The sequence below is a fragment of the Pedobacter nyackensis genome (genome assembly GCF_900176505.1).
Taxonomy (GTDB): Bacteria; Bacteroidota; Bacteroidia; order Sphingobacteriales; family Sphingobacteriaceae; genus Pedobacter; species Pedobacter nyackensis.
This window is the reverse complement of sequence record NZ_FWYB01000013.1, coordinates 40403-63159: the sequence shown is the minus strand read 5'-3', so window position 1 is coordinate 63159 and position 22757 is coordinate 40403. Positions and strand designations below refer to the sequence as shown.

At 40.3% G+C, this 22757-nt stretch carries 19 protein-coding genes; 9 read left to right on the top strand and 10 right to left on the bottom strand.

Annotated elements, in window-relative coordinates; translation table 11 throughout:
* Positions 1–5: 5 nt before the first annotated feature.
* Entirely contained in the window at positions 6–1388 is a 1383-nt protein-coding gene (locus B9A18_RS19425) for a RagB/SusD family nutrient uptake outer membrane protein (RefSeq protein WP_159452702.1), read from the top strand.
* A gap of 30 nt (positions 1389–1418) precedes the next feature.
* Positions 1419–2534 (top strand): TlpA disulfide reductase family protein, encoded by a 1116-nt coding sequence (locus B9A18_RS19420; protein ID WP_084291207.1) that lies wholly within the window; start codon positions 1419–1421, stop codon positions 2532–2534.
* An 85-nt stretch (positions 2535–2619) separates the two neighbouring features.
* Here B9A18_RS19420 and hepC (B9A18_RS19415) read toward each other — a convergent pair whose 3' ends face one another.
* Together hepC (B9A18_RS19415) and hepC (B9A18_RS19410) are read right to left on the bottom strand one after the other, a co-directional pair.
* Positions 2620–4599, bottom strand: coding sequence for a heparin-sulfate lyase HepC (gene hepC / locus B9A18_RS19415; RefSeq protein ID WP_084291206.1), 1980 nt, complete (start codon positions 4597–4599; stop codon positions 2620–2622).
* A gap of 14 nt (positions 4600–4613) precedes the next feature.
* Entirely contained in the window at positions 4614–6596 is a 1983-nt protein-coding gene (gene hepC / locus B9A18_RS19410; RefSeq protein ID WP_084291205.1) for a heparin-sulfate lyase HepC, read from the bottom strand.
* Positions 6597–6836: 240 nt separating this feature from the next.
* On the opposite strand from hepC (B9A18_RS19410), the gene B9A18_RS19405 reads away from it, so the two are divergent.
* Entirely contained in the window at positions 6837–8516 is a 1680-nt protein-coding gene (locus tag B9A18_RS19405) for a PNGase F N-terminal domain-containing protein (RefSeq protein ID WP_084291204.1), read from the top strand.
* A gap of 134 nt (positions 8517–8650) precedes the next feature.
* On the opposite strand, the gene B9A18_RS25045 is transcribed toward B9A18_RS19405, so the two are convergent.
* The gene (locus B9A18_RS25045) at positions 8651–8803 is read right to left on the bottom strand and encodes a lmo0937 family membrane protein (RefSeq protein WP_144009551.1); all 153 of its coding nucleotides are present in this window, start codon (positions 8801–8803) and stop codon (positions 8651–8653) included.
* A gap of 148 nt (positions 8804–8951) precedes the next feature.
* On the opposite strand from B9A18_RS25045, the gene B9A18_RS19400 reads away from it, so the two are divergent.
* A complete protein-coding gene (locus B9A18_RS19400; RefSeq protein ID WP_144009550.1) occupies positions 8952–9461 on the top strand; it encodes a hypothetical protein in 510 nt (169 codons plus the stop codon).
* Between the two features lie 33 nt (positions 9462–9494).
* Here the strand turns inward: B9A18_RS19400 and B9A18_RS19395 are convergent, their stop codons facing one another.
* Complete coding sequence (locus B9A18_RS19395; protein WP_084291202.1) at positions 9495–10391, bottom strand: universal stress protein; 897 nt, start codon at positions 10389–10391, stop codon at positions 9495–9497.
* Between the two features lie 415 nt (positions 10392–10806).
* Between B9A18_RS19395 and B9A18_RS19390 the strand changes: the two genes are divergently transcribed.
* On the top strand, positions 10807–11568 hold the full coding sequence (locus B9A18_RS19390; protein WP_084291201.1) for an SGNH/GDSL hydrolase family protein: 762 nt from the start codon (positions 10807–10809) through the stop codon (positions 11566–11568).
* A gap of 147 nt (positions 11569–11715) precedes the next feature.
* Complete coding sequence (locus tag B9A18_RS19385; protein ID WP_084291200.1) at positions 11716–12798, top strand: pentapeptide repeat-containing protein; 1083 nt, start codon at positions 11716–11718, stop codon at positions 12796–12798.
* Positions 12799–12885: 87 nt separating this feature from the next.
* Here the strand turns inward: B9A18_RS19385 and B9A18_RS19380 are convergent, their stop codons facing one another.
* Entirely contained in the window at positions 12886–13557 is a 672-nt protein-coding gene (locus B9A18_RS19380; RefSeq protein WP_084291199.1) for a DUF6629 family protein, read from the bottom strand.
* Between the two features lie 154 nt (positions 13558–13711).
* Between B9A18_RS19380 and B9A18_RS19375 the strand changes: the two genes are divergently transcribed.
* Genes B9A18_RS19375 through B9A18_RS19365 form a run of 3 tightly spaced genes read left to right on the top strand, consistent with a single transcriptional unit; the run spans position 13712 to position 17141 of the window.
* Positions 13712–15919, top strand: coding sequence for a PAS domain-containing sensor histidine kinase (locus B9A18_RS19375; RefSeq protein ID WP_159452701.1), 2208 nt, complete (start codon positions 13712–13714; stop codon positions 15917–15919).
* Between the two features lie 15 nt (positions 15920–15934).
* A complete protein-coding gene (locus B9A18_RS19370; RefSeq protein ID WP_084291197.1) occupies positions 15935–16318 on the top strand; it encodes a helix-turn-helix domain-containing protein in 384 nt (127 codons plus the stop codon).
* Between the two features lie 58 nt (positions 16319–16376).
* A complete protein-coding gene (locus tag B9A18_RS19365; protein WP_084291196.1) occupies positions 16377–17141 on the top strand; it encodes an SDR family NAD(P)-dependent oxidoreductase in 765 nt (254 codons plus the stop codon).
* Between the two features lie 28 nt (positions 17142–17169).
* Here B9A18_RS19365 and B9A18_RS19360 read toward each other — a convergent pair whose 3' ends face one another.
* The 5 genes from B9A18_RS19360 to B9A18_RS19340 all read right to left on the bottom strand — a co-directional run bounded on the left by B9A18_RS19360 (position 17170) and on the right by B9A18_RS19340 (position 22665).
* Entirely contained in the window at positions 17170–17934 is a 765-nt protein-coding gene (locus B9A18_RS19360) for an SDR family NAD(P)-dependent oxidoreductase (protein ID WP_084291195.1), read from the bottom strand.
* 11 nt (positions 17935–17945) lie between these two features.
* On the bottom strand, positions 17946–18362 hold the full coding sequence (locus tag B9A18_RS19355; RefSeq protein ID WP_084291194.1) for an L-rhamnose mutarotase: 417 nt from the start codon (positions 18360–18362) through the stop codon (positions 17946–17948).
* Positions 18363–18366: 4 nt separating this feature from the next.
* Entirely contained in the window at positions 18367–20010 is a 1644-nt protein-coding gene (locus tag B9A18_RS19350; protein ID WP_084291193.1) for a sodium:solute symporter, read from the bottom strand.
* A gap of 9 nt (positions 20011–20019) precedes the next feature.
* The gene (locus tag B9A18_RS19345; protein ID WP_084291192.1) at positions 20020–21249 is read right to left on the bottom strand and encodes an enolase C-terminal domain-like protein; all 1230 of its coding nucleotides are present in this window, start codon (positions 21247–21249) and stop codon (positions 20020–20022) included.
* Positions 21250–21345: 96 nt separating this feature from the next.
* The gene (locus tag B9A18_RS19340) at positions 21346–22665 is read right to left on the bottom strand and encodes an alpha-L-fucosidase (protein WP_144009549.1); all 1320 of its coding nucleotides are present in this window, start codon (positions 22663–22665) and stop codon (positions 21346–21348) included.
* Positions 22666–22757 lie beyond the last annotated feature (92 nt).

The window sequence follows — 22757 nt, the reverse complement described above, 5'->3', positions numbered from 1 at the left end:
AGGCAATGAAACAAAATATACATCATCGACTGACAGTAATGGCTTTGTTTGGCCTGCTATTGATGTCCTGTAATAAATACCTGGATGTAACGCCCAAAGGGGTGCAAATGTTAAGAACAGTGAGAGACTATGATTTATGGTTGAACAATACTGAACTTGAAACATCTTTTCCTTCAGACTTAAACCTGCTATCTGATCAAAATGACAAACCTGTTATTTCGACTGCATTAACCAGTACTGAAGATCGAGTGTACACCTGGCAGGCGCAGTTTATAGTGGAGGCTCCCGGAAACGCTGCTTTGTGGCAGAATTACTACAAGGCTATTTACTTATATAATACTCTGATTACCGGTATTGATGCGGCTACAGGAGGAACGGATCAGGAACGGAAAAAGCTGAAAGCAGAAGCTTTACTGGGCAGGGCCTTTGAATACCTTGGTCTGGTAAATTTGTATGGAAAGGCATACAACCCAGCCACAGCAAGCCAGGATCTTGCCGTACCTTTTGTGACATCTATCGATGTCACTGAGCCAGTACCCGACCGAAGTACAGTACAGCAAATTTATGATCGTATCGTAGGCGATATCACTGCCGCAATTCCGGATTTGCCAATAAATAATAATATAAATCGTTTCCGTGGTAGTGTTTCAAGCGCATATGGTGTGCTTGCAAGAACATACCTGTATATGGGGAATTATGCAAAAGCAAGTGAAAGTGCACAGTTGGCACTGAATAATGGCCCCAATATCATCTTAGATTATACCCCTTTAGCCGATGCAAAAGGTATTCCACACCTCATCAAAAGGTCGGATGCTATTTATGCAAGACTTGGCGGAATTTCCTATTTGGGCAGTGAAATTCCCACACTTGATTTTTTGAAATCTTTTGATAAAACAGACCTGCGTTTAAAGCTCTACTATCGTCTTCTTGGAGACTTTAGTTTTACTGTGAGAGGCAGAACTACATTTTGGCATGCTGGTGCAATTGCAGGCGGCTATATTAATTGGGGAATTTCGGTGGCTGAAATGCGGTTAATAATCGCCGAGGCCGCCGCGAGGGTGAATGACTTAACCAAAGCGTGTGACGAACTTGATGCGATACGGAAAAAACGTTTCCCTGTTGCCGGTTATCAGAAATATAGTTCGACGGATAAAGAACAGGTATTTCAGAAAGTAATGGCCGAAAGAAATTTTGAAATGGCTTACACCGGAACACGCTGGTTTGACATGAAACGGTTAGATGCCCAAGGGCGCATGCCAGTTGTAAATAGGTACAACGGCTTGGGGGAGGTTATTGCAACCTTATCACCCGGCAGTAACAAATATACGCTGCAGATACCAGTACAGGTTATGTATTACAACTCCGACTGGACGCAGAACCCACTTTAAAAAGTAACAATTACATTGAAAAAATAATACATGAAAAAAATATTGATTTATATAATGCTGTTCGTACCCGGTACGTTAGTGGCACAAAGCAAAACATATATACTAAAAGGTAAGGTAGGTTTAAATACGGGTGCCAAAGCCTATTTGAATTGTCCACTTCCGTTCATTAGCAAGTCAGTCGACATAAAGGACGGACAGTTTGAATTTACAGGGACAATTGAAGAACCTGTCTTAGCTACTTTAACAATCAACCGTAAAGGCACAGGTTTTAGCAGTAAATCTGAGCGGTTATCTGTTTATTTAGATGCCGGGACTATCCAGGTGATCAGCCCTGATGATGTCATCTCCAATGCAAAAATTAGTGGCTCAAAAGTCAATGCCGATTATGAAAAACTTCAAAATGCATTAAAGCCTGCAAATCAGAAAATGGTCGTTGTTGACGAAGAATATAATCTGATCTCAGTTGACAAACGAAAAGACAAGGTATTCATGGCAGATCTGGATAAGCGGAATGATGCGATTAAGGCTGAACAAAAAGTTGTTTATCTCGCCTTTACGAAAGCTAATCCTAATAGTTTTATCAGTCTGCATACGTTAAGTAAGTATGGCGGCCCTATTCCTGAGTACAGCGTTGTGGCTCCGTTATATGCGAAATTATCGCCGCAGGTAAAAGCGACAAAATCTGGTAAGGAATATGCGGGACAGTTAGCGGGTATGAAAGCAACGGCCATCGGACAAATGGCTCCGGAGTTCACGCAAAAGGATACTGAGGGTAATCCAGTGAAGTTATCCGACTACAGAGGCAAATATGTACTTGTTGATTTTTGGGCGTCCTGGTGTGGGCCTTGTCGTGCCGAAAACCCCAACGTGCTTAAAGCTTATAATGCATATCATCCTAAAGGACTCGAAATTCTGGGTGTGTCCCTAGATATAGAGATGATGAAGGACAACTGGTTAGCGGCCGTAAAAGCTGATAAACTGCCATGGAAACAGGTGTGTGATTTGAAAATGCCGAATGAGGCAGCTACGTTATATGGAATTAACGCTATTCCGCAGAATGTATTGGTTGATCCCTCTGGGAAGATCATAGCAAAGAACCTGAAAGGTCAGGAATTGCATGATAAACTGGCTGAAATATTAAAATGACTATAATGAAAAGATTAATATTAAACTTAATCCAAAATAAAGTCTAAAAAAGAGCCGCTGAGCAAATGCTCAGCGGCTCTACTCATTAACGATTGAGTTTTGCTTTGATTTGTTGCTGCTTCCCGTTTATATTGAGGGTAAGGTCGATATTCCCCTTTTCATAATCGTTTCCAGCATTTTCTTTGATACTGATTTCTGGCACTTTATCGCCATTGTAAGGATAAACTACGGAAACAAATTTTTGTGAGTTGGTATCCTTTTTAAGTTTTTCAAATACGAAAGCAGGTCTGGCCATCTCTTTATTGTACACATAAGATACCTTGCCTTCTTCTTCATTAAGAGCTACTTTGTCAGCATTTAGCGATTGAATTAATAAATTATTTCCATCTCCGTAAGTGGTATGAACCCTGTTCTTGGTCTTGTCAAAAATGGGTTTGCTATCTTCCTTCAGTTGCCAGTGTACGCCCAGATTTCCGGTAGCTTTGCCGATAGCATTGTCAATGATCAGAAAATATTGCTGATTAATGAACAGCATGCTGCGCTGATGGTTAAGTTCCGGGTAGCTTGGGTTGGTAAAAGTAAGGACATCAAGGTTTTTACCAGTTTCCCATTTGTTTTCCTGGGACTTGGTAATGACCATATTCTGATTGTCAAGGGTTAGTGTGCTATGTATACGGGTTTGGCGATACCAGTTTCGTAGTTTCATAATCGCTCCGTCTCCACTGTATACAAATACGCCGGCATCAGGCGTGAAGTTCCTGCCCTTTATAAAAAGTTCGAAAGTTCCATTATCTGGCTGGGCATGAAATTCTCCAGGGGGACTCGCTTTTAACACCATAACAGTAGCATTTTTATCCCATCCATTTCTAAATGTATAAAAGCCCGAATTGCTTAATGCTTTGGATAAAAAGTTTGGGGCCTGACCTTCTCTGCCATCAGTTGCCAAATACTTTATGACCTTGTTTGTTGGAAAAACCTTATTCCAACTAGCAAATTGTTCCATCCTGAATTTTTTATCGATAATCCAGGAATCGCCAAACATAGGCGTGTTATAATCTGGCAGGGTAATACTGATTAGTGCCGTAATCATATTTTCTACAGTTTTGACGTAGGATTGTGGAAATTCTTTTTCCAGGTTAACCCTTTGTGCAGAGCGGTAAGCTTTTAGAAATATATCTATGGCCGCTACATGGTAAATCGGCGAGAGCTCAAACTGCATCCCATCTGCAAACACCTGTTTTTTGATTTCGGTGTTAAGCACTGTTATGCCACTTTGTCTCCATTTTTGAGCGTCTTTAAACTCAGGAAACGACACACCGGCAAATAAGACACGTTGTGCTTCAAATAAGCGATGGTTTCCCACTTCAGCATAATTTGAAGGTAAATAATCTGCCTGTTGATGGTAGCTTTTTAAAAATTCCATTAAAAAGGCCGGACTGAAATTGGGAGAGTTTACAAACAGACTAAATGTTGGGGGCAGACTTTGTACTCTGTCCGAAACTTCGAGTGCGCGCCATACAAACCTATCGTTATCCTTTGAGAGGCCCAAAGGATTTTTTCTAACCCAATCACTATATTGGAATACCCATTCTTTAGCATATTTTTCATCGGCTGTGGCGTGATAAACAAGGGCCATTGGTTGCCACCATTTTACACGGTGCAACTGCCAGCGTACTTCATTGTCCTTTACGGGCCACATTTGCCAATTGATATCCTTGCCATAATCAAAATAACCGTAGCCCTTGTGGGGCTGAAACTGGTGGATTAAAGCTTTGTCGGCCATTTCCTTTGTAGCCTGCTCCACAGGTTGGTGTATATTAGCAGGCTTCTCTGAATTGCTGAAATCAGGTTCTTTAGCCTTGCTTTTTTTTCGATAGTACGCGAGTAAGGCTTTAGCGGCATCATCATATTTGCCTGCCGTAAAAAGCTGATTTGTTTTTTCCAGACCCGGATGGCTGAGATTAATGGGGTCAAAGCTTTGTTTTGTGATCGGGGAATCTTGCGCCTTACCGAGTGCTGCACAAATAAGCAGACTGCAAAGACTTATGGTTTTTTTGAGTTGCATGCTGGTTGGGGATTTTATAGGTTTAAATCTTGTTTGATAGCATTGATTTTTCCATTGATGTTGATGGTCAAATTGATTTTTCCGGCTTCTGGATCGTGACCTGTGTTTTCCGTAACTTTTATATTGGGCACTAAACTACCCTGGTAAGGATACAATAGGGAAACAAAACTTTGGGTATTATGGTCGTTCTTAGGCTTTTCAAATACAAAGGCAGGCCGTAGTGTTTCTTTTTGGTATTGATAGGATACGAAGCTTTCTTCCTCATTTAAATTAACCTTGTCTTTATTCAATAATTGGATCAAAAGATTATTGCCATCGGCGTAATTTGTGTTTACCATGTTTTTCTTATTGTCGCAAAAAGGCTTGCTATCTTCTTTTAGGGTGTAATGAATACCCAAATTTCCTTTAGCGGTTCCTATAGCCTTATCAATGATCAGAAAATAAGTTTGATCAATGAATAAAAAGGTACGCTGATGGTTCAGATTGGTATAACTTGGATTAGTATAGCTTAAAATACCCAAGTTTTTTTCGGTTTCCCATTTGTTCAATTGGGCCTTGTTGATCAGTGTATTGCTGTTGTCCAGCGTAAGTGTTTGGTGAGCTTTTGTAGAGCGGTACCAGTCCCTTTTTACGTTTTCCTGGTTGCCAACATTGGCATATACAAAGCTACCAGCATCCGGGGTAAAATTGCGGCCTTTTACCCATAGTTCAAACGTACCATTATCTGGGTGGGCATGAAATGCTGCCAGCGGCCCCGCTTTTATCTGCATTACGGTTGCTTTTGCATCCCAACCGTTTCTAAATGCATAAAAACCGGCGTCAGGTAGCCGACTGGATAGATAGTCGGGCTTTTTTCCGGAAGATCCATCAGTAGCGTAATATTCAATCACCTTGTTCTCTGGAAAGACCTGTGCCCAGGTTTTATAGCTTTTAAGCATGGCGTCTTTGTTTGTTAAAAAAGCATTTCCATACAGAGGAAAAGTATAGTCAGGGAAAGAATATTTGCCAACGGCCATCACCATTTTTTCTACCAGGTTACGGTAGCTTGCCGGAAATTCATTTTCAGCACTGTTCATTTTGGCAATCTGCAATGCATCCAAAAATATTTTTATGCTGCCTATATGGTAGGAGGGAGAAAGCTCAAATTGTACGCCATCAGGCAACACTTGTTTAGGAAGTTCTTCGTTTAAGACGGCGATCCCGCTTTTCCGCCAGACTGCAGCTGTCTTCATTTCAGGAAAAGTACTGCCTGCGTACATGAGGTGCAGGGCTTCGTACAAGCGGTGGTTGCCAATATCAGTATAATTGGCCACTACGTAATTAGCCTGCTCGTTATACGAGTTTAAAAACTCCATTAGAAACTGCGGAGTAAAGTTAGGGGAGTTGAGGAACAGGTTGAAATAGCCGCTCCAATGGTTTAGCCTAAAGGAAACGACAAAGGCTTTCCATGCATATTCCTGGTCATCAGGATAGGCACCCTGTCTATTTTTTCTAACCCAGTCGCGCAGTTCAAAAATCCACTCTCTGGCATATCGTTCATCGGCTGTTTGGCGATATGCAACCCCCAGGGGCTCCCAAAATGCGGTTCGGTGTAAAAAAGTAGTGAGCAATTGGTCTTGCACGGGGCGGTATTGCCAGTTGATGTTTTTGCCGTAATCATAAGCGGGATAGCCCTTGTGGGGCTTAAATTTGTGACGCAAAATATCATTGGCCAGATCCAGCGTATTCTCGTTTACTTTTTTGCCTGCAAACTTTTGCGCATCGCCCGGATTAAAATCAAGATGTTTCACACCGGTACGATTGCGGTAGTATTTTAAAAGTTCTGTGGCTGCATCATTGTATTTACCGGATAAAAAGAGTTGATTGATTTTTTCCAGTCCCGGATAGTTCAGGTTAACATGGTCAAACTGCGCTTTAGTAATACTTGTTTTTTGTGCATAGATCCCTCGCGAACACATAATTAAAACAGTGAACAGAATAATTCTTTGTATGTGCATGAGGTTAGTGGTTTTCTAATTGTTGTTTCATACCAGCTATTTGGTTTTAAAAGTGAAGGTAGGGGAGAATACAGGAAGAGTCTTTTAAATTCCTGCAGAAATGTTTTGAAATTGGTTAAATTGTTAAACCGTCCTATCTAAATACAGCACAATGGGCAATTTTACGCCCTGGGATGCTGCGTATATCTCTACGTTACATAATTTTCAATTAGTTTTACAATAATCCTTAACTTAGGCCTTATGAGGGCACTTTTACCAGGGGTTGCTATATTTTTAAGCAGTATCCCATCATTTTCACAAATCAATACGAAAGCTACTGAGGCTGTGGTTACTTACGGGTTTAAAAACAATGGTAAGGAATCAAAGGCTGAACAAAAAATGTTCGTTAAAGGGAATCAGGTACACCTGGTACCTCAGGGTCGTCAGACGGAACAGCAGTATCTTCAGTTGGTTCAAAAAGCCAGTTACCAGGTACAAAATAGTAATGGTGTCGCTTATACACTTAAGAAGAACTTTTCTGAATATGTAAAAGCTGAATTGCTTCCTGGAATAGATACCATACTCGGTATTCCCTGCAAAAAAGCAAAAGTATTTATTCGCTCAAACACCATAGAGGTATGGTACACAAATGATCTTAAAATTAAAGGAACGCCCAGCATTTCTATTGCTCCGGGAATAGGTTTGGTACTTAAAACGATTCGCAATGGAAGTTCTGAAACTATTGCAAAGCACATTGAGTATCGTACAGTGACTGCAGAAGAGCTGGCCTGGCCAAAGGGTTGGGGTACTGTGTTAGACGAACCAGCTTACCAGCGACAAATAATTGAAAGTCGCTATACAACAGTTACGATTTTCAACAACGAACAGATAAGCTTTGGCAACAAAACAGAAAACCCCAAAGGAGAGCAATCAAATGTTACCTATCATTTCTCCGGTGGAACAATTATTTTAAAGAAAGTAAAGTTGCCGGCGACAAAAGCAGGTCAACAGTTATTTGTTGAATTGGCACAACACTCTAATGGGGATGCATATGATCGTACCGGATCTGTATTTATGATTCCTACCGACAAGCCTACTTCTTACCTTAATGCTTTGCAAAATGGCATTCAGACTTTACCAATATATTCAGCCAGAAACGGAAAGAAATATCAGGGCGTTACGGCTACAGATAGCTATTTACCCCCACTGGAATTGATGCGGTTTTTCACCTCTTTTGGTGTGAAACATTTTAATGCTCAGGCAAAAATAAAAGGGTACAATTGGGCAGATTCAGTAGTCTACAAGCAGGATATAACTGGATTGTTGCCACGCTTACAAGGGGAAGTATGGGTTGGTGTTTTTATAGGGAACTATGATAAAGGTGGACACAAAGCGAGTCTTTATTTCAAATATTATCCAGGTTATGAAGGCGAAAGTCAGAAAGAAGAGAAAAAATGGATTATGCCTGCATTTAACACAACCAATCTAATGGAAATGTCGGGGCAGGAGTATGGAACTATGTTCGATCAGGATTCTCTTACCGTAACTGTTGATATACCTCAGGGCGTAAAGAATCTTAAATTGAGATATCTTACAACTGGTCACGGCGGCTGGGGCGGCGGTGATGAATTTGTACCAAAACAAAATGAAGTTTTTGTAGATGGCAAGAGAGTCTATCACTTTATCCCATGGAGAGAAGATTGTGCCACATATCGATTTTTAAATCCTGCTTCCGGAAACTTTGGCAATGGTTTATCATCATCTGATCTTAGCCGTTCTAACTGGTGTCCGGGAACAATTACTTTACCTGTAGAAATCCCCCTCCCGGATCTTAAACCCGGAAAACATACCCTTCAGGTAGCCATACCACTTGGTAAACCGGAAGGTGGAAGTTTTAGTGCCTGGAATGTATCAGGAACATTAATTGGGGATAAAGAGTAATAACGCATTAGTTTCCTATCAGATCTAATCAGGTTAAGGCAAGCGTTCTTGATAGAATTCCTCTATCATCTTATCTTTAACTGTTCCGATAAAACGGCAATGGTTCGATTGCTTAATTGTCCCATAGTATTTTATTAGGCTGCTCTCCGGATCACACCCAGAACGATTGCTATGATAGCGATTACGATCAGGATATGAATGATTCCGCCGGTATAAAAACCGCCGAGGAAACTTATGGCCCAAATAATAACCAAAATGACTGCAATGGTATAAAGTAGATTTCCCATGATATTTTAGATTTTAGTTAAAGTATAAAGTATAACATTGCTACCGGGGATATGTTTTGTGAAATAAATCCCGAATTTCACGTTGATTTCATAATCATACTGCAACTTTGGGGTAATGAAAATGTTCATCTAATAAATGACTATACTTATGAAAAAGATATTTTTAACTCTTCTTGTTGTAATTGGCCTAATTTCATTCCGAGCATCAGCACAAGTGAGTATAAACGTAAACATCGGATCACAACCCTTATGGGGACCTGTTGGTTACGACCATGTGGATTATTATTACCTCCCGGATGTGGAGAGTTATTATTATGTACCTAAAAGACAATTCATTTATCTGAATAATGGTAGATGGATTTTTGCAGCTTCATTACCTTCAAGATATAGGAATTATGATTTTTATAACGGATATAAAGTAGTCATTAATTCAAGGGATGCTTATCGTAATTTTGATCATGATAGGGTTTACTATGCAAAATATAAAAAGAGACACGATCAAAAGCTGATTCGCTATAGTGACGATCCACGTTACTATGTGGTTAAAGGTCATCCTCATGGAATGCCTCCCGGACAAGCAAAAAAAATGTATGGAAAAGATGCAGGAAAAGGTAAATGGAAAGAAAATAAAGGTGGTAAAGGTCACGGAAAATATTAAAAATATGATAAAGGCCCCAGTATGGGGCCTTTATCATATAGGTTTACGTTCCTTAAATAGTAATAACGGTAAATGTATATTATAGGCTAGTTTTCTTGTTAGACTACTGTGAAATATGCGCTCAAAAAAACCATATTCTTTGGTTACTGCAATGACCATTTGCATTTGATGTTCATTTGAAAAGTCCATTACTCCTTTGGCAATATCTTTATTGTTCGTATAATAGTACTCAGGCTGTTCAATGTCCCATAATTGGTGCATATGAGTAATTTCGGCTATGGTATAGGGATGAAAGTGCTCTTCATTATGGTCTACATTTAAGATAGATAATTTTGCGCCAAGTCTGTGTATTATTCGCTTTATGGCAAGGGCAGGGGTAATTTTCGACACCTTTTTCAGGTCACATGCAAATACAACCTTTTCTATTTTTCTGAATGTTGTATGTTCGGGTATAATTAATAACGGAATAGTCGAGGTGCGGGCAACACGAATGGTATTACTGCCAACGAAAGTTTGCTCCAGTCTGCTTTTTCCTGCTATGCCCATTACCATAAGTCCGGCAGACTGATTCCTGTTAAAGTCGTTGGCTATTTCATCTAGTGGCCGCTGGTCGATATAGGTATCAATAACTACTTGCTTACTCACCCGGATTTGAAGCTCTTTTTTTAAAGTTCTCAGTTGAGTTAAATTTCTCTGATGTTCCTGTTCTGCAAGTCTAATATTCTGTAAGTGCATTTCCATAGTGGTTGGAACGTGTTCTGAATAGCATATCAGTAGACGCGAACAATGCAACTGCGCGGTTAAAGCGGCGGCATAATTTGCAGCATTTAGGGAGGCATTGGAAAAATCGGTAAAAATCAGGATTGTTTTTGTATGATCATTTTTCAGTTTTACCGTTTCTTCACTGCTAATTCCTCCTGAACCTTCCATGATACAAATTCCTGTTTTTTTTTTGCCGGAACTGTATGTATTACAAATTATCAAATGAAAGGTTTGATCTTGTGCTAAATAAAATCTGATCCCAATATCATCTAACTCCGTTGTTCTGATTTCGACCTATTTGAGCAATTCTTCTAAAAAAAAACGTCTCTTTTGTAAAACATTTATATCTTCATCAGATAATAACTTTATACCCAACAATCATTCCGGCTAGGAACACACTGGTTTTTATTGTGATGTCCAGTAAAATTTTTTAGATAAGATTGTTGATGGTCTTGATAATCAGGTGGAGAAATATTGATGTTGGAAATAGTAATTTTATGGGACTAGTAATTTTTACTAAAATATAGCCAGTTGCTATTGAACCGAATAAATAACCTTAAAATAACAAATTAATATTTCTCATATGGATATGACAATAAAAAACGAGCGGAGGACTTTTCTTAAAACAGTTTCGGTTGGTGGATTAATATCTTTAGTAAGTCCGGCGTTATTATCAGCGGCCCCGACTGAAAAAAAGGCAAAGATTGCTTTGTCCGAAAATGATATCATTTTATTTCAGGGAGATTCTATTACTGATGCCGGAAGAAGCAGAGATAGTAATGATTTTAATAATGCAGCGGCGTTGGGCAGGGGGTATGCTTTTTTAGCGGCCTGTGAACTGTTGAATAAACATGCGGACAAAAACCTGAAGATCTACAATCGTGGGATCAGTGGGAATAAAGTTTACCAACTCGCTGAACGATGGGATAAGGAATGTTTAGAATTGAAACCAACTGTACTGAGCATTTTAATCGGCGTTAACGATTATTGGCATAAGCATAGCGGAAAATACAGTGGCACCTCGAAAGTTTATCAGGATGCCTTTAGAAAGTTGCTGGATACAACCAGAGAGAAGCTGCCGGATGTGAAACTGATCATTGCCGAGCCTTTTGCCGTAAACAAGGTTAAAGCAGTTGATGATACCTGGTACCCTGAATTTAATGAATATCGGGTTGCAGCACTGGAAATCGCTAAGGAATTTAAAGCTGCCTGGATTCCCCTTCAGAAGGTTTTTGATGACGCCGGGAAAAGAGCCCCGGGTAAGCACTGGACCGGAGATGGCGTACACCCTAGTCCTGCTGGCGCACAGTTAATGGCCAATGCCTGGCTTGAGGTACTTAAATAAAATGACGGAAATTCTATTTATGCTACTCATAGTTGTCAATAACAACCATAAGTAGCGTGAATACAACTATAAGTTTTTGTATCTTTTTGATTCTGGAAGTACATCCAAATACCTTTGTTGTATCGAAAAAATAAATAAAAGATACTTATGTTAAATACTAAAATGATCGGCAGTAAAATTGCCGAAGGACGAAAGAAACTAAATATCTCTCAGGCCCAGCTTGCCGAGCGGCTATTCATTAGCCCTCAGGCAGTCGGAAAGTGGGAACGGGGAGAATCAATGCCAGATATCACTACTTTTAACCGTCTCGCGGAAATTCTGAGTGTTGATCTTAACTACTTTTCAGAAAGCTCCCAAACTGAGGCAACTGAGGTTGCAGCTCTTGAGCCATTGGCTAAACGATCCGCTGAATTGCCCGCCGCAAAGCCGGAGAAAAAGCCTAACTGGGATATGTCAGGCGGAAACTGGGTTGACGCTGACTTTTCCGGGTTGAAAAATCTGCAAGACAAATTCAGTTCATCAAACATAAAGCACTGTCTGTTTATCGGTTCAGATATGTCGGGTCTTCTGCTAAAAAGTAATAATGTTGAAAGCTGTGACTTCTCGAATTCTGACATCAGCAGGAGCCGTATTCAGAGTTCCAACTTAGTAAACAATTTATTTAAGGACTGTTCACTGAAAGAAGCTGAATTTTCAAAGAGCTATCTCAAAGGTTGCGATTTCTCCGGTACCAATTTTAGCGGAGCGAATCTTCTGAAAAGCAATCACGTTGATAGTTGTGACTTTTCAAGTTCTGACTTCAGCAGCTGCCAGATTCAGAGTTCCAGCTTAGCTAATAATTTATTTAAGGACTGTTCACTGGAGGAAGCTGAATTCTTAGAAAGCCATATTAAAGGCTGCGATTTCTCTGGTTCCAATTTTACCGGTGTGCGGTTTAAATCTGGAGCCTTCGTAGATAATACGATCGCAAATGCTGCGTGGAATCGTACTTCTTTTATTGGAATGCAGATTGACGATATAGCTTTTGATGGTACATTGGAGGACTGTTATTTTGAAAATTGCGCCTTTAACAGGGTTACAATTCAGAATGCAATGCTTATTAATACATTCTTTAAGAACAATAGTTTGAAACGAATCCGCTTTGTTGACTGTCAAGCGGATCGGATGACCTATGAATTTCTGAAAAATGGGAAAGCAGATTTAAGTGGTATCAGGTTGTTAGTACCTTAAAGAGGAAATAAATTATATCTATAATCAAATATACAGGTTGCAGACAATTACTGTTTTAAAAGTGCCTGAACAATCCTATTGTTTAGGTCAAGGATATGGGGTGGTCATAGTTTTTAAATTTTCCGAATTCAGCTTTAAGATGATGAAAAGGATCAGCATACTCAAGATCGCCCCGAAGTAGCACCATACAGAAGTAAGATAATCCATATAGATGATTGCCGTGAACACATAGGAGACCACAAGCCCCCAGCCCAAGAGCCTGAGCCATTTGTTACTCGAAACAAATGGTGAAATGGCCGTTGCCAGCATATAGGGGATGCCCCTGAGGAGTTTGCTCTGAAAAGGGAAATCAAGTGAATATCTGATATGGTGTTCCTCTATTCTTGCCGAGGCCTCAAAGTACAATAGTGAATAGCCCAGATACAGCGCCGCCAGTACACCTGCGCCAAAAAAGCAGAACAAAATTTTCTTCCTAAGGGGATCTCTCTCGAACAACAGCATAGACAAGGGTACCAATATGGGCCAGACAATCTGGGCAAAGACCAGAAACAGGTACATTGCCAGGTCACTCCACCGCGCATAGGCAGCCTGGGAAAGTGCCAGCCACAACAGACCCTCAATAACTTGTTGCACCGCAAAAAGGATCGGAATACAAGCCAGTACATATTGTGAAGAAGTTTTTGCCTTAACCAGCGCAACCGTGCCCACCAACAGCAGGCCGACACCTGCCACAAAACTCGCCGGAGCGGAAAAACACATCAGCTACTTCTTTAGCTCTGAGGAAAATTCATCAGGTAGTAAAGAAACGCCCGGGTGTAACAAAAGTTTACTATTGCTGGAAATTCATTGGAAAAAAGGTTTTTGTATATTTGGTTTCCTAATGCAATTTAATGATTGCTTTTCTACCAAAAATATGATGAATCATCTCCCTAATTCTTTAAAAAGTATCATCGCTGTTGCTCCGGTGCCAATGGCTATTACGGATATCCATATGCGTTACCTGGCTGTGTCTGAAAAATGGATTAGCTTTTATAGTCTGGAAAATAAAGAACTGATCGGGAAATCTCACTATGAGATTTTTCCTGAAATTACTGATCGATGGAAAACAATACATAATGCCTGCCTGCAAGGGGTAGATCAACAATGCGATGAAGATAAATTTGAGCGTGCTGACGGAGAAGTGATGTGGCTGAAATGGGAAGTGCGGCACTGGCTGGCAGAGGATGGTGCAATTGGAGGAATGATGATGTACAGTGAGGATGTTACCGGAAAAAGGACTGTGGTCGTTAATGAAAAACGGTTCCAGTTGTTTATGGATGAGTTGCCCGGACTTTGCTGGATTACCGATAGTAATGATATTTTAAAATTTGCCAACAAGTGTTTTTTTGATACGCTTCATCTCACAAAAGATGTTATCGGAAAGAGCAACGAAGAAATATTCGGATTGGATATTGCCAGAGATGGACAGCTTAATAATATGGATGTCCTGGAATTCGGGCACAATAAAGTGTTTCATCAAACTGTCAGAGATGAGCATGGACATCCACAATATTATAAGACTTATAAATTTCCTTTTCCGGATGCGGGAAGCGAAGGGGATATGGTTGGTGCCATCGCGTTTAATATCACAAAACGTAAGCAATTAGAGGAAGAGCTTTATCAAAGTGAAGCGCAATTTAAGCAAGCCTTTGAACACTCTTTAATTGGTATGGCTTTAATCAGCCCTGAAGGGCAATGGAAAAGAGTGAATAAAAGTCTGTGTCAGATTCTTGGCTATTCAGAAGAGGAAATGAAACAGCTGAGTATACAGGACATTACCCACCCTGATGATCTGGCCAATAGCATTGATGTTTTAAATGATTTAGCATTAGCCAGAATTGGAGAGAAGAAACTCGAAAAAAGATATATCCATAAAAACGGTGATCCTATCTGGGTAGTAATTGCCGCCACTATGCTTTATGATAGCTCAGGCCACCCTTTACATTATGTTTCGCAGATAGAGGACATTACTAAAAGAAAGGAGATAGAAAATGATCTGGTATTGAGTGAGAAAAAATACCGTACTATTTTTGAGAATGTTCAGGATGTATTCTACCAGACTGATCAGGAGGGATTGGTTAGGGAGATCAGTCCTTCAATAGAGCAGCATTCGGGTTACCATCGTAAAGAGATTATAGGAAAACCAGTGTCGAACTTTTATTACTATCCTCAGGACCGTGAAAGGATTATAGAGAACCTCAGAATCAATGGTTCTGTGATTGACTTTGAAGTCCGGTTAAAAACCAAGAATGAAGAATTGCGTTATGCATCCGTGAATGCCAGATTGATTGTTGAAAATGGTGCTATTACCGGAACAGAAGGCAGTATGAGGGATGTAACCACAAGAAAGTTTCATGAAAATGCACTTAAAGCTTTAAATACAGAATTAACCGCTTCCAATGAACAGAAAAATAAGCTGCTTTCTATTATCGGGCATGATTTGAGGAATCCAATATCGGGAAGTCTACAGCTTTTGGATCTTACTTTAGCAGATTTCGAATCTAGTTCAGCCGATGATGTACACAGCTATCTTTCGATGATGAAGCGGGAACTTTCTAATGCAAATAATTTGCTTGAAGACTTATTGACCTGGGCAAAATTGCAGTTTAATGCAGTAAGTTTTAACCCGGTGGAGATAAAAGATCTGTCAAATCTGATAGGTAAATGTATCCAAACCATTTCGCCAATGGCGGTCAAGAAAAATATTGAAATTGTACAAAGTGTTAAAGGAGAATTTTTACTTCATGCAGATACGGCCATGCTGGAGACCATTATCCGTAATCTGCTCTCCAATGCAGTTAAATTTACTAATGCTGGAGGGATGGTGACCGTTAAAGCTGTGGGTGATGATAAAGGAGTTAAGTTTTGTATTAAAGATACCGGTCAGGGAATCCCTAAGGATAAGTTAACGGAGCTTTTTTACAAGAACTCTAATTATACTACCTATGGAACTTCAGGAGAAAAAGGAACAGGCTTAGGATTAAGCCTTTGTTATGATTTTGTATTAAAGCATCATGGGCAGCTATGGGTGGAAAGTGATGAAGGTATTGGAACGACCTTTTATTTTACAATACCTGAGTAGAAAAAATATCATTTTATGAAACTTCCGCAGAAGTTCTTTGGCCGCCGACAAGAGATTGCTGCTGATTTTTTGACCGCACTTGATAAACATGCTGATGATATTCGATCTGGAAGGGCTGTAGAAATATTTGAAGTTAGAGATTTTGCGGAACTGGTTCATGTTCACCCAACCCACTTTAGCAACACAATCAAGTCTGCGACAGGACATTCACCGTGCTACTTCATAGAAGAACGGCTTATAGAAATATCAAAATCTATGTTACAAAACCGTGATATGAAAATTTCTGAGGTTGCCAGGACACTAACCTATGATCCGTCTAACTTCACAAAGTTCTTTAAACATTTCTCAGGGCAGACACCAAAACAGTATCGTGAAGATTATTTCAAGTCATTAACTTAAACTGTCACCATTTTTTAGGGTAGATTCCATCTAGCTTTGCCCCATCAATAAATAGAAAATGGAAACACAAAATAAAATTGCCTTAGTAACTGGCGGTAGCCGTGGGTTAGGAAGGAACGCTGCACTAAAAATCGCAGGCAAAGGGATTGATGTCATCGTAACTTATCAATCAAAAAAGGAAGAAGCAGAAGATACTGTTAAGCAAATTGAGAAGCTTGGTGTTAAAGCAGCAGCTTTACAATTGAATGTTGCTGATATGAAAACTTTCCATGAATTTTTTACAGCAGTAGAATCCGTTCTTAAATCAGTTTTCAATGCTGAGAAATTTGATTTCTTAATCAACAATGCAGGTATAGGTATTCATACATCTTTCGCCGAAACCACTGATGAGCAATTTGACAATCTGGTTAACATCCAATTTAAAGGTCCATTCTTTTTGACACAAAAAGCCTTACCATTTCTAAATGATGGCGGTGGAATTATCAACGTTTCTTCAGGCTTGGCTCGTTTCTCTATCCCTGGATATGCTGCTTATGCCGCTATGAAAGGTGCTATGGAAACCTTAACGAGATATCAGGCTAAAGAATTGGGCGCAAGAGGGATTAGGTCGAACATTATTGCTCCTGGGGCTATCGAGACCGATTTTGGTGGCGGTGTAGTGCGTGATAATGAGCAGATGAATGCAGTGTTATCTTCCCAAACTGCTTTAGGCAGAGTTGGTTTGCCTGATGATATCGGCGGTGTAGTAGCCTTTTTGTGTACTGAGGATGCAAGATGGATTAATGCGCAACGCATTGAAGCTTCAGGAGGTATGTTTTTGTAAGTATTTACCCTTGCCATCCTATACAGGATTACCTTCTATACCCAAGTTCAGCACCGCCGGAAACGGATAATGTAGTTCCGGTAATGAACCTGGCCTTATGAGATAGTAAGAAAACACAAGCATCTGCAATGACATCACCCTCCGGGCAATATCCCAGAGGGTGAATCTCATCCAGATAGTTTTCAATAGAAACCGGGCTGGGTTGTTCTTTACTCCATTTGCGCAACATCGGTGTCCATACCCCCGCAGGCATAACTGCATTTACCCGTATTTTATCAGCAGCATAGTCTAGGGCCATTGATTTGGTCAATGCATTCATTCCCCCTTTTGTTGCCGCATATGCCGCATGGTTTTCCTGTCCTATATCGCCCACCAGGCTACTTGTGTTTAAAATAGAACCATTGGTTTTTCTAAGTTCTTCTAATCCATAACGAGCTGTATATAAAACGCTTCTTAAATTTACATTCATCAATTGTTCCCATTCCTCATCACTGGTTTGATCCAATGGTTTTGATGGTGATGCAATGCCGGCATTGTTATGTATAGCATCTATTCTTCCATATTTGGCTATAGTTTTTTGGATAGCTTGTTCCACATCAATGGCTTTTGATACATCGCATGCTACACCAAAATGCTTTGGACCTAAAATATCTATTGCCTCGGCTATCGGACTGCAGGGTAGTGCTGCTACAACAACGATTGCACCTTCTCTAGCATATGCTTTGGCGCATTCAAGGCCAATCCCCATAGATCCTCCCGTGAGGAAGATGATTTTATCTGTTAATAACTGCATAGAATTGAGCGTTAATTGGTATGAAATACTTCTTCCATATTAGTCCAGGTTTCTTTTTTTGCGACTGCTTCAGGCAGGGGTTGCTGACATGGATCTGTTTCTTTCCACCAGCGTTGTGTTTCCGGATCTGCAGCCATCTTTTTCATATCCGCATCAAAATCCTGTCCTTTATACTCGAAATAGCTAAAAAGATAATAAGCGCTATCTATTTTTTGCAGGTAAATGGAGTAGTTTTGGATGTTACACTCCTTGATTTTTTTTAATACAGAGGGCCATGCGTTGGCATGAAGATCTTTATAATAAGCCAATTTTTCAGGCTTCAATCCGGTGATCGAACCAAATCGTTTTACTGGAGTGTGTTTAATTTCCTCTTTGCATCCGGCAAAAAGCGCAGCTATAAGCAATCCTGTGATCATGTATCTTTTCATTATGTTATCTGAATAAGTAGTATAATACGGCCGTTACCGTTAACAACATGGCTGATAAAAATTTGTAATTTCCAATGCCACTCCATGCCTTGCCTTGTAGCGGTTCCCAGGGGGATTTCCAATAAAGTTCTGCACTTTCTGCAGTGTGTTGGACTGGATACACGTAAGAGAAAAATACTTGTATGCTTACACAGGCACAGAATAGATAGAAGGCCATCATCATAAATGGAATATGTCCGATAAATGATTCAGGATATAGTTTATTAATTGCAAATACAATAACGCCCAGTGCAGATCCAATCCATAGGGTTAGCTTTGCTGACGGCGCTGAGGCCCCTTTCCAGAATACGCCTAGTAAAAATACACAGGTAATAGGAGGGGCAATATGGGCAATGATGTCGTTAATCCCACTAAATATACTTTCATATCTGTTCAACAGAGGCAGCAAGCCAAGTGAAAAAATTAGGGCTATACCTGCCGATATTTTTCCCACACGGATCAGTTGTTTGTCTGACGCCGTAGGGCGATATCGTTGATACATGTCATAACTCACCATCGTAGAGATGGAGTTTAAGGCGCCCGAAACCTGACTCATTAAGCCGGACAATAGTGCAGCCACTAGTACGCCGACTAAGCCTGATGGTAATAGCTGCGTGATCATTAGTGTATAAATACCTTTAGAATTTACATGGCCTTTATCATCCAATCCCAAACTACTGATGTCCAGATGCCCTGTTTTTGAAAGGGTGTAGGCAAACAGACCCGGTAAAACAAAGATAAATACCGGTAGTATTTTTATAAATCCGCAAAATAAAGGGCCTACTCTGGCATGGTTTTCATCTTTAGCACCCAGTACGCGCTGCACTATGGTTTGGTCGGCGCACCAATACCATATCCCCAATATAGGATAACCTAATAGTATGCTATACCATGGCATTCCACTACTGTCGCCATGCGGGCGTAGCATGGATAATTTATCCATTTCGCCATTGCTCTTTAATACTGCTGTCATGGAGTCCCAACCGCCCATTTTGTCGAACGCCGCATAACTGATAATAAAGGCCCCTGCCAGCAGTACTACAGTTTGTATGGACTCCGTTACGACTACAGCTTTTAATCCGCCTATGATCGTGTAGATAGCAGTTATGATGCATATTACTATAATGCTTACATACATATTCAATCCAAACAAGGTTTTGAGGACAATACCTCCTGCCAGCATAGAGAAGGCAATGTGTATAATGATGGCCGAAACTACAGAGATTACAGCCAGCCAGTCTCGGCTGGAACGATCATATCGTTTTTCCAGAAAATCAGGTAAAGTGGCTACGCCGGATTTGATGTAAAAAGGAACAAAAAATAGGGCCAGCAGAATAAGTGTAAACGCCGCCATCCATTCAAAGTTTCCATTCAGTAAACCGCTGTCGAAGCCACTTTGTGCCAAACTTACCAAATGCACGGTTGAAATGTTAGTGGCAAAAAGCGCCAGGCCTATGGCTGGCCATTTTAATGTTTTACCGGCCAGGAAGTATTCGCCGGCAGCGTTGGCCTTGCTTTTACGGCGGTGGCTGATACCTGCCCAAAGGCCTATAACCAGAATGCCGAGGATATATAAGATGGTGATGCTTAAGTCGAGGGATTTTAACATTTTTCGTAACTAGTTTAATGATTTTAAGTCACAGCTGCTACCTGGTTCTACTGGTGTTTTATAAACACCGCCTTCTATTTTCACAGGGTGTACAAAATGCTGTTGTAAATGGGGGATGTGTTCTAAAAATAAAGCCTCATGTCCCATAGCAATGTGGTTAAACAAGACCAGGTGTTGGTGCAACTGTCCCATGTCACCCACATGCGGTACTACCGGGATATTGAATTTACGGCATAACAAACTAACGGTAATAAACTCGCTGATACCCCCAACTCTTACTGCATCTACCTGTATAAAACCTGCTGAACCTGTTTGCAGGTAGTTTTTAAAAATAATGCGGTTAGGTACATGCTCCCCCAAGGCAAGTTTTGTTGGGGCAATTGCTTTGGCAAGCGTAGCATGGGCAAGTATATCATCCGGATGGGTAGGCTCTTCTATCCAATAAGGGTTCATACTTTGTAGATCTTTACATATTTTAAGCGCCTGTGGTAAGGTCCATTGCTGATTAGCATCCAGCATTACCTTGATGTCATCACCGGCCTCTTCACGAACAATATGGGCCCTGCGGATGTCTCTTTCGGGATCAGCGCTGCCAACTTTAAGTTTCATGGCGGTAAAGCCTTCGGCTACAGCTTTCCTGCAGTTTTCACGTACCTTTTCATCTGAATAGTTAAACCAGCCGATCGAAGTGTCGTATCCTGGGTAGCCCTTTTCTATAATCTGAAACCTGTCTGACTTGCCAGGCTGATTGTTTTGAAGCAAATGCAGGGCCTGTTCTGTGGTCAATTCATCTTCAAGGTAGGAGAGATCAAGGGTATTGACGATTTCTTGTGGAGTCAGGTCAGTCAATAACTTCCATAGGGGAACGCCTCTCTTTTTAGCCCATAAATCATAACAAGCGTTGGTTACAGAAGCTAAAGCTAAATGAACAACTCCTTTATGCGGGCCTAGCCATCTAAATTGCTGTTCGTTGGCAAACTGATTGAATACAGCGCCGAAATTAGCCATCAGTTCTTCAATATCTCTACCCTTTAGCTGTTTGGCATAAAAGGCTGCAGCTTTACATACCAGATCATTTCCTTCGCCAAGCGTAAAAGCAAATCCGGTTCCGATATGACCGCTGTCATCTATTAGGTTGGTTACTGCATAAGAATATATCGGATCCCGGTGAATAGCATCACTTCCTGCCCCTTTACCTAAGGGGAATCTTGCGTCGTTTATCTGAATCTTTTTAATCATTGGTTCTGCGTTTAAGCTTTCTAATTTCCATCAAATGAATAATGCGGCTGTTTTAATGGATTATTCGACTTTTTTTTATAATATCATTTCTGATTTTCAGGAAATTACCGGGATATTTTCAGCATTGGAATTTAATTCCAGTACAATCACGGTGTCATCAATGTTTGGTAATTGTTCAGGTAATTGTAGCGTAATAACACCGCTGGCATCCTGGCTAAACTTGATTTTACTGCCTTTTAACAAATAAGCAGTGTTAACTTTTACGCCAGCTAGTGACGGAAGTATTAACTCAGCAGTTTTTCTTTCAAAAACGTGGATATATAATTTATTGCCTTTGCGTGTTGCAGCAAAGGTGTTGTTCGGCTTAAAAGGCCCGCCTTTGGTGTTGTAAATACTTTCTCCATAGATTTTTAGCCAATCTCCCATTTCTTTAAGCCTGGTAACTTGGCGTTCTTCTATTCGACCATCCATCATTGGGCCAACATTGAATAGCAGGTTTCCATTGCCTCCGGAAGTTTTTGCTAAAGTCTGGATACATTCTTTTAATGTTTTTAGCTTATCATTTGGCTTCCAGGCCCATTGGTTACAAATGGTCATACAGGTTTCCCACGGGGATTGCATGTTGAGTTCTCCGATCTTTTGTTCGGGGGTAGCAAAATCACCCACAATTTCAGGGGATAATTTAGGATGACTTCCAGAATTACCACCTCCAAGTCTGTTGTTAATGATAATATCCGGATCTATCTTTTTTAAGTAGCTGTAAATCTCTACGCCATACTCATTTTTCCATGGATGCTCCCAATTGCCATCAAACCAAAGCATATAAGGCTTGTATTGGATTATAATTTCCTTAAGCTGGTTCTTCATCGTTGCTACGAATTTACTTATATCTGCTTTTGGATCAGCGTCTTTTGCACCTGCGTTGCGCATAGGATAATTTGGGTCATGCCAATCCAGCACTGTAAAGTAAATGCAGAATTTAATGTCATACTTTTTGCAGGCTTTGGCCAACTCACCAACAATATCCTTTTTATAAGGAGAATTCATAATGTTATATGCTGAAAAAGCAGTCGGCCATAAACAAAAGCCATCATGGTGTTTGGAGGTTATGGTTAGGTATTTCATACCGGCCTCTTTTGCCGTTTTAACCCATTTGTCTGCACTAAATAATGTTGGGTTAAACTCCTTGTATAGATTATCATACTCTTTGGTAGAGACTTCATTTCCTCTGCTCCACCCAATTTCGGTACCACGTAGGGTTACAGGGCCCCAGTGGATAAACAGACCAAAACGCAGGTCCATAAAATTATCCATAGTGGCTTTTGAAGTTCTAATGGCAGGATCTACACCGCTGGTTTGAGCCTTAGTTTGATAGGATAGGGAAAGGAGAATTAATAAATTGAATAAATGTTTCATGTTCAATTGATTTAGGTTTGTGGTTAAATCAAAAATATAATCTTTCGCTTTTCCGTACAATGAATTATGTGGCTGTTTTAATGGATTATTCG